This window comes from Amphibacillus xylanus NBRC 15112 (assembly GCF_000307165.1).
Classification (GTDB): Bacteria; Bacillota; Bacilli; order Bacillales; family Amphibacillaceae; genus Amphibacillus; species Amphibacillus xylanus.
In genome coordinates, this window is the sequence record NC_018704.1 from 1,822,140 (window position 1) to 1,836,408 (window position 14,269).

Annotated in this window: 14 protein-coding genes and 1 tRNA gene; 10 read left to right on the plus strand and 5 right to left on the minus strand. The window is 34.8% G+C overall.

Annotation, left to right across the window (positions count from 1 at the left end; genetic code table 11):
- Positions 1–24: 24 nt before the first annotated feature.
- Positions 25–855: a DUF368 domain-containing protein gene (locus AXY_RS08950; RefSeq protein WP_015010481.1), complete on the minus strand. Its 831-nt coding sequence runs from the start codon at positions 853–855 to the stop codon at positions 25–27.
- Positions 856–1,304: 449 nt separating this feature from the next.
- Here AXY_RS08950 and AXY_RS12805 point away from each other — a divergent pair, with 449 nt between their 5' ends.
- Both AXY_RS12805 and AXY_RS08955 read left to right on the plus strand, forming a co-directional pair.
- Positions 1,305–1,463, plus strand: coding sequence for a hypothetical protein (locus AXY_RS12805; RefSeq protein WP_015010482.1), 159 nt, complete (start codon positions 1,305–1,307; stop codon positions 1,461–1,463).
- Positions 1,464–1,635: 172 nt separating this feature from the next.
- A complete protein-coding gene (locus tag AXY_RS08955) occupies positions 1,636–2,355 on the plus strand; it encodes a hypothetical protein (RefSeq protein ID WP_015010483.1) in 720 nt (239 codons plus the stop codon).
- A gap of 95 nt (positions 2,356–2,450) precedes the next feature.
- On the opposite strand, the gene AXY_RS08960 is transcribed toward AXY_RS08955, so the two are convergent.
- Positions 2,451–4,166 carry an ABC transporter ATP-binding protein gene (locus AXY_RS08960; protein WP_041450157.1) on the minus strand — a complete coding sequence of 572 codons (1,716 nt, stop codon included), beginning with the start codon at positions 4,164–4,166 and terminating at the stop codon, positions 2,451–2,453.
- 69 nt (positions 4,167–4,235) lie between these two features.
- Complete coding sequence (locus tag AXY_RS08965) at positions 4,236–5,573, minus strand: MATE family efflux transporter (RefSeq protein WP_015010485.1); 1,338 nt, start codon at positions 5,571–5,573, stop codon at positions 4,236–4,238.
- Positions 5,574–5,864: 291 nt separating this feature from the next.
- Here AXY_RS08965 and AXY_RS08970 point away from each other — a divergent pair, with 291 nt between their 5' ends.
- From AXY_RS08970 to AXY_RS08985, 4 genes are all read left to right on the plus strand, one after another.
- Entirely contained in the window at positions 5,865–7,394 is a 1,530-nt protein-coding gene (locus tag AXY_RS08970; RefSeq protein WP_015010486.1) for a spore germination protein, read from the plus strand.
- 99 nt (positions 7,395–7,493) lie between these two features.
- Positions 7,494–8,690, plus strand: coding sequence for a Ger(x)C family spore germination protein (locus AXY_RS08975; RefSeq protein ID WP_015010487.1), 1,197 nt, complete (start codon positions 7,494–7,496; stop codon positions 8,688–8,690).
- Positions 8,691–8,696: 6 nt separating this feature from the next.
- Positions 8,697–8,927, plus strand: a complete 231-nt coding sequence (locus AXY_RS08980; RefSeq protein ID WP_041450158.1) for a hypothetical protein — start codon at positions 8,697–8,699, stop codon at positions 8,925–8,927.
- A 16-nt stretch (positions 8,928–8,943) separates the two neighbouring features.
- Positions 8,944–10,065, plus strand: coding sequence for a GerAB/ArcD/ProY family transporter (locus tag AXY_RS08985; protein WP_015010489.1), 1,122 nt, complete (start codon positions 8,944–8,946; stop codon positions 10,063–10,065).
- Positions 10,066–10,092: 27 nt separating this feature from the next.
- Here AXY_RS08985 and AXY_RS08990 read toward each other — a convergent pair.
- Positions 10,093–10,164, minus strand: a tRNA-Val gene (locus AXY_RS08990).
- Between the two features lie 216 nt (positions 10,165–10,380).
- On the opposite strand from AXY_RS08990, the gene AXY_RS08995 reads away from it, so the two are divergent.
- The 4 genes from AXY_RS08995 to AXY_RS09010 all read left to right on the plus strand — a co-directional run bounded on the left by AXY_RS08995 (position 10,381) and on the right by AXY_RS09010 (position 13,921).
- Entirely contained in the window at positions 10,381–11,562 is a 1,182-nt protein-coding gene (locus tag AXY_RS08995) for an FtsW/RodA/SpoVE family cell cycle protein (RefSeq protein ID WP_015010490.1), read from the plus strand.
- An 11-nt stretch (positions 11,563–11,573) separates the two neighbouring features.
- Positions 11,574–12,686, plus strand: a complete 1,113-nt coding sequence (gene ftsW, locus AXY_RS09000; protein WP_015010491.1) for a putative lipid II flippase FtsW — start codon at positions 11,574–11,576, stop codon at positions 12,684–12,686.
- A gap of 33 nt (positions 12,687–12,719) precedes the next feature.
- Positions 12,720–13,142 (plus strand): GNAT family N-acetyltransferase, encoded by a 423-nt coding sequence (locus tag AXY_RS09005; RefSeq protein WP_015010492.1) that lies wholly within the window; start codon positions 12,720–12,722, stop codon positions 13,140–13,142.
- 98 nt (positions 13,143–13,240) lie between these two features.
- Positions 13,241–13,921 (plus strand): DUF421 domain-containing protein, encoded by a 681-nt coding sequence (locus tag AXY_RS09010; protein ID WP_015010493.1) that lies wholly within the window; start codon positions 13,241–13,243, stop codon positions 13,919–13,921.
- 13 nt (positions 13,922–13,934) lie between these two features.
- Here AXY_RS09010 and AXY_RS09015 read toward each other — a convergent pair whose 3' ends face one another.
- A complete protein-coding gene (locus AXY_RS09015) occupies positions 13,935–14,219 on the minus strand; it encodes a hypothetical protein (RefSeq protein WP_015010494.1) in 285 nt (94 codons plus the stop codon).
- Between the last annotated feature and the right edge of the window lie 50 nt (positions 14,220–14,269).

A 14,269-nucleotide genomic window follows, 5' to 3' on the forward strand; every position in this document is an offset into this window, starting at 1 on the left:
CTGCTCCTTTAGCGATTAATCAGTTTACGTATAGCGTCGCTCCAACTCACTCATCCACCAACCAAGTAATATTCCTAATTCAAAAAGAACTACACATAAAAGTATTCCTATCCAATTAATCCCCTGATAATTTGTTGGAATAATCATAACTGTTGATGCAAAAACAACACCTAAAATAAAATGAAATAGTGTCGAATACGCACGGTCCAGAATAAATTCAATTAATTTTGAAAGTGCTAATACACATAATACAGCACCAACACCAATTGGAATAATAACACCAAAATCAAGATTCTTTATCCCATCAGACATTGCTTTATACATACCAAAATAAATTAAGAAATTTGATGGACTGAGTCCAGGTACGATCATCCCTAACCCAATTAAACCACCCGCAATTGTCCATGTCCAAATATTTTGCTCAATCGTAGTCGTAAGGAGCTGTTCACCAAACGATAAAAACAAGAAAAACACTATAAATGTAATGACTGTATTAACGATATCCTTTTTATTTCGCCCCCGTTTACCTGCTTCTCTCCAAAGCGCTGGTACGGTACCTACAATACATCCAACGAAGAACCAAAGGATAATTGTTTCATAATTACCTAATAAAAAACTGACCGCAAATGATAGTAGAAAGATCCCTGTTACTGCCCCTAGACCTACTGGGAAGAAAAACCGTACATTATCTTTAAAATTTTTCGTTAAATTAGCTAAAAATAAGATGATTCGCTCGTAAATGCCAAATACCGCGGCTAAGGCTCCGCCACTAACACCAGGTAAAATAAAGCCTGAGCCAATAAAAATCCCTTTAATAAAGCGTAACCACCAATCGATAAAGTTTTTTTGTTTCATAAAGACTAATCTCCTCTACATCTATCTTCAAATCTATCCTATTATAGCATGAACTATTCTAGAATTAGTTAAATTAAACTTTAGTAAGAATATAGAGCAATTATAAATTTCAGACCATAGATAAAAGTAAGTTTAAGCAGCTCATCATTATTTATTCTTCATGCTTTATTTAAGTGAGTCAATTTCATAATACAAAATCTAGTTAAGAACACGAACAATTACAAATGAAAATACAATATCATACGTAAATAAAGAAGCCTAATCAAGTGATTAGAACGGCAGGCGGCGACTCCAGCGGGAACAATCGTGTCCGAAGATCCAGTGATAAAAGCTTGGAAAGCTTTTATCAATTAGCTGAGGCCGATCCCGCGGAAAGCGTCCGCCTAGAGTGGAAATCACCGCGTCACCTGTAACCCAATTGTTCGTGTTTTATAGCCAATTAAGTCATTATGAAATTCATTCAAGTCATAAAAATTGATCAACCAAAGTTATTTCCAATGCTAGCAGAATTAAAAGAGCGCGCAAGTTTTATTACACGCTCAAATGAAGAGGATGCGGTTTTATTAATAATTCAACAACTATTAGCTTTACAGCTAGAGCAAGCTTAACTGACATAATTCTATCTATTTCATAGCGTGCGTATTTCAGAAAAGCTAAATAGCCATCATTATGCTCGCATCTCGACAAACCGAAATAACTTACTGCATATTTTTTCGAAACTAATCAATAATAAAACTATATTTTATGCGGTTGATAACTCTATAAAGGAGCGATAAGTTAATGGCTAAAGATAGAGATAAGAAATTTTATCAAAGATGGTGGTTTTGGTTAATCATCATTGTCGTTTTATTTGCATTATTTTCGAATGATGATGAAGAGGATCCAACGACAACTGATGATCAACCTCAAGTAACTGATGAAACGAATGTTGATGAGCCTGATGTAACTGAAGATCCAGCTGATGATACAGACATTGATGAAGTTGAAGAGGATCCGACTGATCAGGAAGATGAATTTGAAGCAATTAAGTCTGGAACATATAAAGTTGGCAGCGATATCCCTGCAGGTGAATATTTAGTCTTTGCTGATGGGATGAGTTATATCGAAAGTGCCTCAGATAGTACTGGGGAATTAGATAGTATAATTTTTAATGATAACTTAATGAATGATGCGCATACGTACGTTACATTAAATGATGGTGAGTATTTCAAATTACAAAGTGGCAAAATGTACCCTGTAGATCAAGCCCCATCTGTCATACCTGATGACGGTATTTATCGTGATGGAATGTATAAGGTTGGTGTCGATATAGAGCCTGGTGAATATCAAGTTTTATTAAATGAAGATGCACCATTAGGTATGGGGTATTTAGAAGTTAGCTCTAGTAGTTCACATCGCTTAGAAGATATAGTCACAAATGATAATATTGAGAGTAACACGTACATTACTGTCTCAGAAGGACAATATTTAACACTGTCAAATCTAAGAATCGAAAAATAAATTTAACAGGCGCGAAAATTTGCGCCTGTTTTTTCGTATAAGTATATCATGATAAATTAGTCCACACTCGTGACCAAAATCCATTGATATACCTGTTATTTCATTTGAATTTTATGAAGCTTTGCAAAAATACCATCCTGCTCAATTAATTCATCATGACTACCCTCTTCAGCAATTCCATCTTTTGTGACAACCATAATTCGATCTGCATTCTTAATCGTTGCAAGTCTGTGAGCAATAACAATAGTTGTTCTGTTTTTCGCCAGGTCATTTAGTGCTTTTTGAATAATCATTTCTGTTTCTGTATCCAATGCAGATGTAGCTTCATCTAATATTAATATCGGAGGATTTTTCAAAAACATTCTCGCAATCGCAATGCGCTGCTTCTGTCCACCTGATAGTTTAAAACCACGCTCTCCAACTTGTGTATCATAACCATCTGGTAACTCATTAATAAAATCTTCCATATGGGCTTGTCTAGCTGCTTCTATGATTTCTTCATCAGTAGCATCTAGCTTTCCATAAGCAATATTTTCTTTTAAAGTTCCGGTAAATAAGAAAACATCCTGTTGGACTGTACCGATTTGATGTCTTAATGACGTTTTAGTATAGTCACGAATATCAACACCATCAATCGAAATACTTCCTCGATCGACATCATAAAATCTAGGAATTAGTGCTGATATCGTTGTTTTTCCAGCACCAGAAGGTCCAACAAGTGCGATCGTTTCTCCTGCCTTCACATTAAAACTCACATTTTTTAAGATTGGAGCTTGCGTTTTCTCATAACCAAATGTTACATCGTCAAAAACGATATCCCCTTTTAGGTTCGTTGCTTCCATCGCACCCGGACGGTCTTCAACCTCTGGCTCAACGTCAATCAATTCAGTAAAACGTCTGAAACCCGCCATTCCCTTTGGATAAAGTTCAAGTAATGCACTTATCTTTTGAATCGGGTTAAACAATACATTCATATATAAAACAAATGCAACGAGTTCTCCATAAGACAATTGATCATTAAAGCTTAGCCATGCCCCTACCACAAGTACAAAAAGAATTGCAAAGCGCATGACTAAATAAATGTTCGAATGTACAATAGCCATCACACGATAAGCCATTAGTTTAGCTGATCTAAATAGGTTATTGTTTTCTGCAAATTGATCCATTTCATGTTGTTCATTAGTAAAAGATTGTACGACTCTAACCCCTGAAACAGCATCTTCAACTTGAGCATTAACGTCAGCAATATGATCATACATCTTTCGCCAAGTCTGACTCATCTTCACATTACTATAACTCATTAATACAATTAAAATAGGGATAATAAACATGATGATCACTGTGAGTCGCGTATTAATTGTAAACATAATCGAGAATGTACCAATAAACGTCATCACAGCAATAAAGAAGTCCTCTGGTCCATGGTGAGCAAGCTCTCCAATATCGAATAAGTCATTAGTGATTCGACTCATAATATGACCCGTTTTCGTATTGTCAAAGAAGCGAAAAGATTGTTTTTGAACATGATTAAACAATTCTTCACGCATGTCAGATTCAATATTCAAACCCAATTTATGACCATAGTAGGTTACAACGTATTGTAAAAATGTACTTAATAAATAAGCGATAAATAATAAAATACTTATTTTTACTACTTGATTCCAATTTCCACTCGGTAATAGTTCATCAATAAACCACTGAACTGCAACAGGGAAAAACAACTCCAATAATGCTACGATAACTGCAGATGCAAAATCAACAATAAATAAGCGCTTATGCGGCTTATAGTAAGAAAAAAAACGACGAATCAAAATCTCCACTTCCTTCTAATATGAAAAATTATTTTAGCTGAGCAAATTTAAAAACAACGATATAGAATATTATTTTTCCCTAATGAGATCTTTATGTCGCCATTTACCAAATTGATAATAGAGAAAAGCAACGATACTACTAACTAAAAAGCTTAGCCCCATGCCAAGGCCAATACCATTCTCACCAAAACGCTGAGCAAATATAGATGTTAAGGGAAAACGTAAGATCCAAAATGAAATAAAATTAAGGACTAATACTTGAAACATCGCGCCTGAGGCTCTTACTGTTCCATTCAGGATAAAATTAATCCCTAAAAACGGATAGAAAAAAGCAATGATCTTTAAATACTTCGTCCCAAAGTCAACTGCCTGTGCTTCCTGGAGAAATAACTTAATTCCATAGTCAGCAAACAGAAAAATCAAAACAGCAAAACCCAACATAAAGATAACATTATAAATAAAGCCATATAACGTAATTTTGTGAACCCTTTTCCAATTACCAGCTCCAATATTTTGTCCAGCCATACTATTAACTGATGTGCCCAGAGCTTGAGCTGGTAGCATAATTATACTATCTAATCGTTTTGCAGCTCCATAACCAGCAACAACCGGTGAGCCAAACGAGGTAACCACTCCCATAATCGCCATACTACCTGCCGAAATCACACTCATTTGAAGTCCAGCAGGAACCCCTAATTTTAAGATTGTAAAAATCTCATTCTTAGCTGGTAAGTGTGGCTTTACTAATGGTACAAGCTTATGTCTATATGTATAAATCGCACCTATCAGAAATGCCAGCGCTTGAGAAAAGACTGTCGCAATTGCCGCGCCTTTAATTCCCCAACCAAATCCTGCAATAAAGATTGGATCGATAATCGCATTACAAATAACAGCAATCAGAACAAAATATAATGGCGTCTTGGAATCTCCAATTGAACGAAATACCGTCCCTATAAAATTATATCCATAGATAAATAAAATTCCTAGAAAACTTATTTTCAAATAAGCATCCGCCATGTCTAGCATGTCGGCTGGTGTACCCATTAATCGTAATATAGGCTCCGAGAATAGAAAGCCAAAGATACCAAATACCAGTGATAGCACTGTTAAGATGACGATAAATGCATTTAAATATCGCTTTAATCCCGCTTCACTACCACGACCTTTTTGTTGTGATAAAATTGTTAATGCTGCATTATTTAAACCAATCACAAACGCTAACACTGTTGTTAAGACTGTACCAGCTAAGGAAACTGCCCCTAATCCTTCTTCACCAATTAAATTACCTACCCATAAACTATCGATAAATTGATATGAGATTTGAAGTAAATTAGTTAAAATAATTGGCCCAGAAAATACAAAAAGTTGCTTGAATATATTCCCTTGTGTAAAATCATAACTTTTCACCAATCATAATCGCTCCTTTAAAAACAGCCTAATTAAAATCATACCATACAATTTCAATTAGGTATAAAAAACTGATACGACTAAATAATAATCTAGATAACTTTTTTGTCTTGAACTACTCTCTCTTTACAAGACTGAAACTGAACTGTCTCATTAAATAATTAAATAGAGGTTATGGTACGACTAAAATAACTCAGGATAAAAACTCCGTGTCTGGAAATACTTTAATGTATAGTTCCGTTAAATATAATCTTTACTTAAAAGTCATGAATAAAAGAGTGATCAACTATCATGTGGAAAAGAACACTACCAGTAAAAGAATCATTATCAGCTTCATTAGAACAAAACAAACAAACGATTCTTGAAAAGCTAGGAAATAGTCAAGATATTGTAATAAGAGAGTTTAAGCTCGGTGCAAACCCTAAGATATCTGTCGCAGTATTTTATACAGATGGATTAACAGACACAGTAGCACTCCAAATGTTAATTGATGAACTGTTAGGCGCAAAGTTTAACAATATTAAAGAAAATCAGTTTCAAAATAAAAATTCGTTATTGGATCAGTTAAAAAATCTAGTATTGAACGCAACTGACGTAAAAGAAATCAGTGATCTTGATGCGATATTAGTTAGTTTACTTTCAGGGAGTGTCATATTCCTCGTCGACGGCCAAACAGAAGGATTTGAAATCGGTCTAAGAAAGTGGAATCAAAGAAGTATTACAGAATCCACGAATGATAGTGTCTTACGAGGACCTAAAGAATCATTTACAGAGAACCTCCGTTCCAACACTGCTTTAATTAGGCGGAAAATAAAATCACCAAATTTATGGATGGAGAGTCGTGTGATTGGCACAGTAACTCAAACAGATGTGGCGATTATGTATCTAGAAGGGACAGTCGATCAAGCTTTACTAACAGAAGTAAAAAGTCGCTTAGATCGAATAGCTATTGATGGCATTTTAGAAAGTGGCTATATTGAAGAATTGATTCAGGATGAAGCGTTAACACCATTCCCAACGCTCTATAATTCGGAACGTCCAGATGTAGTAGCAAGTGCTATTTTAGAAGGACGTGTTGCCATATTAGTAGATGGGACTCCGTTCGTCTTATTAGCACCAGCATTATTTGTCCAATTCTTTCAAGCTGCTGAGGATTATTATGCAAGAGCCGGCATAAGCTCTGCGTTACGTGTACTTCGATATATGTGTTTTTTAATTGCCTTTTTGGCTCCATCATTATTTATTGCAATCACAACATTTCATCAAGAAATGATTCCAACTGATTTACTTTTTAGTTTGCTTGCACAAAGAGAACAGATCCCTTTCCCAGCGGTTTTTGAGGCACTGTTAATGGAAGTTGCTTTTGAAATTTTGCGAGAAGCAAGCTTGAGAATGCCCAAAGTGATTGGTTCTGCAATTTCAATCGTTGGTACATTAGTGATTGGTCAAGCTGCCGTTGAAGCAGGACTTGTATCAGCAGCTTTAATTATTGTCGTTTCAACAACTGCAATCGCATCATTTGTTTTCCCATCTAATGACTTATCTATTGCTACTCGAATGCTTCGATTCCCGTTAATGCTATTAGCCGGAAGCTTCGGGTTATTCGGGGTCATGATCGGGGTTATCTCATTAGTCTTACATTTATGTAATCTTCACTCATTTGGTGTACCATATATGAGCTCAATTGCACCTTATATTAATGATGAACAAAAAGACACACTCATTCGACTCCCCTTTTGGTTCATGCGAACAAGACCAAAAGAATTAAAGCGTAAGAATTTAATTAGAAATCAAACACCAAAGCCTCGACCACCGAAATGATAAGCAATTTAGGTTTGAGATACTTAAACTAGTGATGATTGATGCTAACAAAAATATGAGAAACCACACAATTGAACTAGAAGGAAGGATTCGTTTATTATGAAACTACACTTTCGGCTACTATTAATCATATGTATTTTGATTCTTTCTGGATGCTGGGATAAAAAAGAATTAAATGAATTAGCAGTAGCTACTGGCGTTGCTATCGATAAAGCTGAGGATGGTTATCGAGTTAGTGTACAAACCGTCAATTCAAGTGAAGTAACCTCACAGTTAGGTACGAGCGGTGTGATTCCTGTCAATGTTCGGAGTGAGTTTGGGGTAACGATGTATGATGCGACGAGAAAATTAAGCCTTACAAACTCAAAGAGGCCCTATGGCTCTCACTTACAAGCGCTTATCATTAGTCAGGAGGTCGCTAAAGAAGGGATCGCTGCAGTTATCGACTATTTTTCACGTGATAATGACTTTCGTTCTGATTTCTTGATTATATTAACTAGGGATACAGAAGCTAAAGATATATTAAAAATGCAAACCGTAACTGAAAAAATCCCAATGAAAGCGATCCTTTCTATGTTAGAGATATCAGCAGATATTACCGGTAGTACTCATATTATGGATATGAGGGACTTTTTAAATATAATCGCATTACCTGGGCGAAGTCCTATTATCCCTGTTATTGATGTTGTGGGTGATCTAGAAGTTGGGCCGACGAAAGCTAACACTGAAAGCACAGAACCACCTGCTACTTATATTTACAACGGTGCAGGGATCCTACAAGAGGATAAGCTTATTGGTTATATTGATTCAGAGGTTATAAAATCGGTGAATTATTTGACAGACAATATTACTCACACCATTGAAAACTATACTTGTTCCGACAGCGGAAAGATATCTTTAGAAATTCTCCAATCCAAAACTAAACGTAAAGCTAAGCTAAATGAAGAAGGCAAACCATTCATTGATGTTAATATTCGTTCAATCGCAAATATTGGTGAATCCAATTGTTCATTAGATTTATTAGATCCCAATTCAATTAACGAACTAGAAAAAAATTTTGCAGAACAACTTAAAACAGATCTTCAAACATCTATTAAAATGATTCAATCGGAATATCAGTTAGACATCTTTGGCTTTGGTGAAGATATCTATCGTTATCATCCTAAAGTTTGGGCAGAGCTTAAAGACGATTGGCAAGAGCATTTTGCGAATTTAGAGGTCAATATTGATGTGGGTGTGAACATTACACAATTAGGCTCTACAAAAAATTCAATTCAACAGTACATTCAGGAGTAAGTTATGTTGAAAATAATAATCATTTTATTTGTCGCTGCTATGATCATTTTCATAGAATATCCAACAATCAAACAAAAAAATATCAAAAGTGATAAAGTAAGCTTTTTTATGTTCCTAATCATTGGTATTGGGATAAATTTGATTGCTAATATAAACATTAAAGTTCCAAGTTTAATTAAATGGCTTAAGATAGTCTATCAGCCAATAAGCCAACTTGTCGCAAGTTGGCTTAGTTAAGGAGATCTTACTTAAAATGAGTACAAAAGAAATGATTAATTCCTATCAACTTACCATTATGGTTGCGCTCATAACAGTTGGTGATGCCATATTAGTCTTACCAGCATCAGTAGCAATTGTCGCTAAACAGGATGCTTGGATCTCGATGTTATTAAGTTTACTTTTTGGTTCACTCGTAGTACTTTTGTTTGTAAAAGTAAGTAAACTTCAGTCGAATCTATCCTTTGTACAGGTAATTCTAAAAATTCTCGGTAAGCCAATTGGCTCAATTGTCGTAATGTTTTTTTTACTTTATTTACTATTCTCAGTCTCCATCCTTTTACGTGAATTAGGCGATTTTATTACGACACAAATTTTGCTTGAAACGCCCATAAAGGTCATTAATTTATTGTTTATTACTGTTATTATCTTTGGCGTTCGATCTGGATTAGCAACACTTGCACGTGTGAGTGAAGTTTTCTATCCTGTCGTTTTCTTATTTTTGGTGACATTGTTTACCCTAGTATTACCTAGTATTCAAATCGAGTGGATTCGGCCATTACTCGGACATGGATTTAAACCAGTAATCAATGGAACGATTATCGCAACGTCATTTCCATTCATGGAGTTAATCGTTATCTTAATGTTTATACCGAATATACTGAAAAAAAATAAATTCAGAAAAAACTTTTTAACAGGTGCATTATTTGGAGGTACTGCATTATTTATTAATGTTTTACTATGTACTATCGTTTTAGGCGTACCAACAACGATCCGTAACGTATACCCTACCTTCATCTTAGCACGGTCAATTTCTGTCGGGCACTACATTCAGAGGATCGAAGGATTAATTGCAATTTTTTGGATGATTACTGTTTTTATTAAAATTACGCTGTACTCTTATGCATTTCACATTGGTGTGAAGCAACTATTTAACTTGAAAAATTATCGCCAGTTAACTTATCCATTTGGCTTTATTTTATTTGGAACGTCAATACTCGTTGCTTCAAATTATACTGAATACAGCGAAATAATTTCCAAATATTGGTCGTATTATGATATGACAGTCGCTATATTCATCCCATTCCTATTGATCATCGTATCAATGTTTAGAAAAAAAACGAACCCACAAAAAAATAAACAGCAAAAAAAAGCTTAACCCATATTGGGTCAAGCTTTTTTACTATGGGCTGTACTGGGATCGAACCAGTGACCTCTTCGATGTCAACGAAGCGTTCTCCCGCTGAACTAACAGCCCGTAATATGGGATAGGTTATTAAGGTTAATTTATACGCTTAAGTCCTATTTAATTTATAGCGTGTTTATAATATAATCGAAATAGACTTTTTCGTCAAGTCTTGATAAATTTTCAGATAATTTGATCTGATTAACACCTTTTAGCTTTTTTTGATATGATAAGAATACACACATAAAACAATGTCTAATAATCCGTTTTAGAAAATGAGGAATATAAATGGAAACACAAAACAATCTCCAATCTAGAAGAATTCCAATTGATTATACAATTGCATTTTTAGTCTTTATCCTTGCAATCTTTAGCCTAGTAGCTATTTATAGTGCCTCTGGTCAATATGCCAGTGGAGATAGTACATACTTTGTTAAACGACAATTAGTTTTTTATGGACTAGGTTTTATCGCCATGATGGTCGTTGCTTCAATTGATTTTGAAATACTTGAGAAGCTAACAATCCCACTCTATATCTGTGGCATACTTCTACTAATGGCTGTTGAGGTATTTGGTGTTGAGAAACTTGGTGCGAAGCGTGCAATTAGTTTGAAAGTTATTGATGTTCAGCCTTCAGAATTTATGAAGTTCTTCTTAATTATCTTAATATCATCATTACTTGCAAAACTAGGAAAGAGCAGACTTAGTTTTAAAGAAAGCATTGTTGTAACAATTAAAATACTCTTCTTTACAGCAATACCACTTGTCTTAATCCTAAGACAGCCTGACTTAGGAACAACTTTAATGATTATCTTTGCTGTTGCGATGTTAATTTACACATCAAGTATTTCATTAAAAATGAGTTATTTACTTACGGCATTAGGAATCAGTGGATTAGGCGCGTTAGTCTTCTTATATTTTAATAATTTTGAGCTTTTTAGTAAGCTTATTCATAGTCACCAACTTTCAAGAATTTATGGTTGGTTAAATCCTGCCGAGCATTCCCAAGGATTTGGCTACCAGCTCCAACAAGCACTACTCGGCATTGGATCGGGACAACTTACTGGTTCTGGCTTTAATCAAGGCTATCAAGTTCAAAGTGGACGTATACCTGAGGTTCACACTGATTTTATTTTTGCTGTCATTGGTGAGGAGTTTGGCTTTATTGGGACAAGTCTATTAATTATCGTATTTTTCTTACTTATCTATCGAATTATCACGATTGCGATAAATGCCAATTCGTTATTTGGTGTTTATATTTGCATTGGTGTTATCGCACTATATACGTTTCAAATTTTCCAAAATATCGGTATGACAATTGGTTTAATGCCGATTACAGGTATTGCACTGCCATTTATCAGTTATGGTGGGAGTTCATTATTAACGAATATGATGGCCCTAGGGTTAGTCACAAGTGTCCATCTAAGAACAAAAACTTACATGTTTGGTGAGGACGAATCAATGGAATAGGGGAAATGATTATGAAGAAACGACTGAAAAAATTTGATTATGGACTGATTGCGGTTGTTTTAGCACTATCAGTTTTTGGTACGATTATGATCTACAGCTCTAGCTATACGCTTAGTACATTACAATATGATCATGGTCATTACTTCTTTATGCGTCAATTAGTGTTTCTCGTTCTGGGATTATCAGTCTTTGCTGTCATGTCGTTTATTTCATTAAAGACTTTAGGAAAGTTAAGCCCATTTTTAATCATTATTTCAATTATTCTACTCTTTCTCGTATTAATTCCAGGTATTGGCGTTGTGCGAAATGAGGCTCGAAGATGGCTTGCATACCCATTTACATTTCAACCTTCAGAAATTGTTAAAGTATTTATGATCATTTACTTTGCTCATATTTATGCAAAAAAACAACCTTATATCGACCAATTTAAAAAAGGAGTATTACCTCCTCTCTTAATATTGGCATTTGTTTTTTACCTTATTTTACAACAACCCGATTTTGGGACTGCAACTCATATTTTATTAATTTGTGGTCTAATTATCTTCTTTAGTGGTGTAAAGATGCGTCATATTTTATTACTAGGTTCAATCGGGCTTTCTGGATTATTCTTCATTATGATTTCTCAACCGTATCGATTAAATCGAATTACATCTTTTATGAATACATTCGATGATCCTAGTGGTGATGGCTATCAATTAATTAATTCATATATTTCAATCGCTACAAGCGGGCTTTCTGGCAATGGTCTTGGTAATAGTGTGCAAAAGCTTGGCTACTTACCTGAGGCTCATACGGATTTTATTATGGCTGTTATTGTTGAAGAGCTTGGTTTAATTGCTGTTATTTTTGTAATCGGCTCTTACTTGTTTATTTTATATCGAGGTATTCGTATCGCAAAAGAAGTCGATTCACTATATTTAAGATTATTAGCGTTAGGCGTGACCTTTCAAATTATCATTCAAGCGGTCTTTAACTTAGGTGCAGTGAGCGGCGTGCTACCAATCACTGGAATCCCACTACCTTTTATTAGCTACGGAGGAACATCACTCGTCTTTACATTACTCTCAGCAGGGATTTTAGTTAACATCTCAGGACGGCGAAGAGAACCTGCAATTAATAATTAAATATAAAAATAGCGTTATTAAGAAAGGATTATTATGACATTTCAAGTTATTCAAGCACAGACAGACAAAGAAATAGCAGATGCGCTGTCAATTCGCAATCAAGTTTTTATTGAAGAGCAAGGTGTAGACCCTAAAATTGAGCATGACCAATATGATGCGGAAGCAATTCATTTTGTTGGTTATCTGAATCAAGAACCGATTGCGGTGGCAAGAGTTCGAATCATTGATCACAAAGGTAAAATTCAGCGTGTTGCTGTATTAAAATCATATCGAAACAAAGGTTATGGAAAAAAGCTGATACTTGCGATTGAGTCATTTTTATCAGAAAAACAGATTTCAAGCTTTTATTTAAATGCGCAGTCTCAAGTCATTGAATTTTATCAATCCCTCGGTTACACCGTTTCATCTGAACCATTTTACGAAGCAAATATTCAACATGTCACGATGGCTAAATAATGCCATCGTTTTTTTATCGCTCAATCTGGATGAGTTATAAGTATATAATTTATAAAATTTGTCTAACCTTACATTATGAAGTTAAAGGGGGACAATAAATGGGATATAATTATAGCTCTGTATTTTTCGAGACTGTCTTTGGTTATTTTGCCTTATTTGTGATTGCAAAAATATTAGGAAAAACACAAATTCGACAACTAACTGCCTTTGACTTTATTTCAGCACTATTACTTGGTGAGTTAGTTGGTAATGCTTTGTACGATGAAAATGTAGGCATACCACATGTAGCCTTTGCGATTGCTACGTGGGGTACGTTAATGTATGTAACAGAGTTCATTACTCAACGATTCAAGGGATCACGCTCTTTACTAGAAGGCCGCCCTGCTATTATTGTTAGAAAAGGCAAGATCGATCGTGAAGCAATGAAGAAAAACAAATTAGACATCAATCAATTTCAACATTTATTACGCTTAAAGGATGTATTTTCATTAAGAGATGTCGAATATGCCATTTTAGAAAATGACGGTACGATATCTGTATTAAATAACACACGCTCACAAACACCTACAAGAAAAGACCTTAAACTTCAAGATGAAAAAGTCTATTTACCTGTTACATTAATAAATGATGGTGAAATTATTGAAGATAATCTAGCTGAAATCAACAAAGACAAAGACTGGCTATACGACCAGATTAAAAAACAAAAAATCTCTTCAATCGAAGAGATCTTTTATGCAGAGTATTTAGAAGATGAGCCACTTTTCATTCAAAAGATGTGAAAAGCGGCTTTTTTTATATAGAATAATTGATTTGGCGGCCAATTCCTGTTATTTCAGCATAACGGTCATCATGTTGATCTGAACTTGATGTTTGTTGCGTCTGATTATTTGTAGTTTGCTTTAAAGGCTTAAATTGGTGAGTGAACCTTGCCATTTTACCATGAGCAGAAGTAAAATAGCGGACTTTAACCTCTTTTGGGTAGATGCGGTCTACTGGAATAAAATCACGCTCTATTACGCTGATACGTTCATGGTAATGTAGTGTTTGATAATTGGTGATTGGCAGAATATATCCCATGACCATCCCTCCTCAATAATCTATACCCGCTTCTTGATCCTCTTATGCAA